Origin of the sequence: Pseudomonas sp. BS-2016 (assembly GCF_001806145.1) — a bacterium.
Taxonomy (GTDB): Bacteria; Pseudomonadota; Gammaproteobacteria; order Pseudomonadales; family Pseudomonadaceae; genus Aquipseudomonas; species Aquipseudomonas lundensis.
The window spans coordinates 1-1823 of sequence record NZ_MLCT01000060.1 but is presented as its reverse complement, the minus strand read 5'-3'; the positions used below and the strand labels follow the sequence as shown (position 1 = coordinate 1823).

Sequence of the window (1823 nt, the reverse complement as noted above, 5' to 3'; positions counted from 1 at the left end):
CGCTTCCTGGAAGTGGTATTGAGCTGGTTCTGGAACAAGATCTACGACGGTATCAAGGTCAATAACATCGAGGGCGTGCAAAAGGTGGCCCAAGGCTACGAGGTGATCTACGTGCCTTGCCACCGCAGCCACATCGACTATCTGCTGCTGTCCTACCTGCTGTTCAAGAACGGCCTGACCCCGCCGCACATCGCCGCCGGCATCAACCTCAACATGCCGGTGATCGGCAGCCTGCTGCGCCGTGGCGGTGCGTTTTTCATGCGCCGCACCTTCAAGGGCAACCCTTTGTACACCTCGGTGTTCAACGAATACCTGCACACCCTGTTTACCAAGGGTTTCCCGGTGGAATACTTCGTCGAAGGCGGGCGCTCGCGCACCGGGCGCATGCTGCAACCGAAAACCGGCATGCTGGCGATCACCTTGCGCAGCTTCCTGCGTTCCTCGCGCATGCCCATCGTGTTCGTGCCGGTGTATATCGGCTATGAGCGCGTGCTCGAAGGCCGCACTTACCTGGGCGAACTGCGTGGCGCGAGCAAGAAGAAAGAGTCGATCTTCGATATTTTCAAAGTGGTCGGCGCGCTCAAGCAGCGCTTCGGCCAAGTGGCGGTCAACTTCGGTGAGCCGATCAAGCTGGCGGAGTTCCTCGACGCCGAGCAACCGGACTGGCGCGCCCAGGAACTGGGGCCGAACTACAAACCGGCGTGGCTCAACGAGACCACCAATCGCCTCGGCGAACAGGTGGCGCGCCACTTGAACGAAGCCGCTGCGGTGAACCCGGTGAACCTGGTCGCGCTGGCGCTACTGTCCACCACTCGCCTGGCGCTGGATGAACAGGCCATGGCCCGCCAACTGGACCTGTACCTGGCGTTGTTGCGTCGTGTGCCCTACTCGCCCCATACCACTTTGCCGGATGGCGATGGCCTGGCGCTGATCAAGCACGTCAAGGACATGAACCTGTTGTCCGAACAGAGCGACGCCTTGGGCAAAATCGTTTATCTGGATGAGCAGAATGCCGTCCTGATGACCTACTACCGCAACAATGTGCTGCACATCTTCGCCCTGCCAGCGCTGCTGGCGAGCTTCTTCCAGAGCAGTTCGCGCATGACCCGCGAACAGATCCTGCGCTACACCCACGCGCTCTACCCGTACCTGCAATCGGAGCTGTTTATCCGTTGGTCGCTGGAGGATCTGGACAGCGTGGTGGACCAGTGGCTGGACGCGTTTGTCGAACAAGGCCTGCTGCGTTTCGAAAACGCCGTATACCTGCGCCCGGCGCCGAGTTCGCGGCACTTTGTGCTGCTGACGCTGCTGTCCAAGAGCATCGCCCAGACCCTGCAACGTTTCTACATGGCGATCTCGTTACTGCTCAACAGCGGCCAGAACAGCATCAGCGCCGAAGAGCTGGAAGACCTGTGCACGATCATGGCCCAGCGCCTGTCGATCCTGCACGGCCTCAATGCCCCGGAATTCTTCGACAAGAGTCTTTTCCGACATTTTATCCAGACGTTGCTGGAGCAAGATGTGCTGCGCCGCGATGAAGCCGGCAAGCTGGGCTATCACGACCTGCTCGGCGAACTGGCCGAAGGCGCCGCCAAACGCGTACTGCCGGCGGATATTCGCCTGTCGATCCGCCAAGTTGCCTTGCACCGCGTGGACGGCGCAGCCGAGGCTGCGGCCGAACCGGTTGCCGTCAATCCTGAAGCACAGCGCTAGACTGATTGAGGCGCCGGGCGGATTCCGGCGCCGTTGAAAAGGAGCCGCACCTTGAAAAAACTCATCCTCCTGGGCCTGACCGCCCTGCTCGGAGCCTGCCACTCGATGAC

The 1823-nt window shown here is 60.8% G+C and carries 1 protein-coding gene; it reads left to right on the top strand.

Features of this window, described 5'->3' with window-relative positions:
* Positions 1 to 1713: glycerol-3-phosphate 1-O-acyltransferase PlsB (gene plsB, locus BKD70_RS22185; protein ID WP_070415406.1), on the top strand; the 1713-nt coding region annotated here is incomplete at its 5' end.
* Positions 1714 to 1823: the final 110 nt, after the last annotated feature.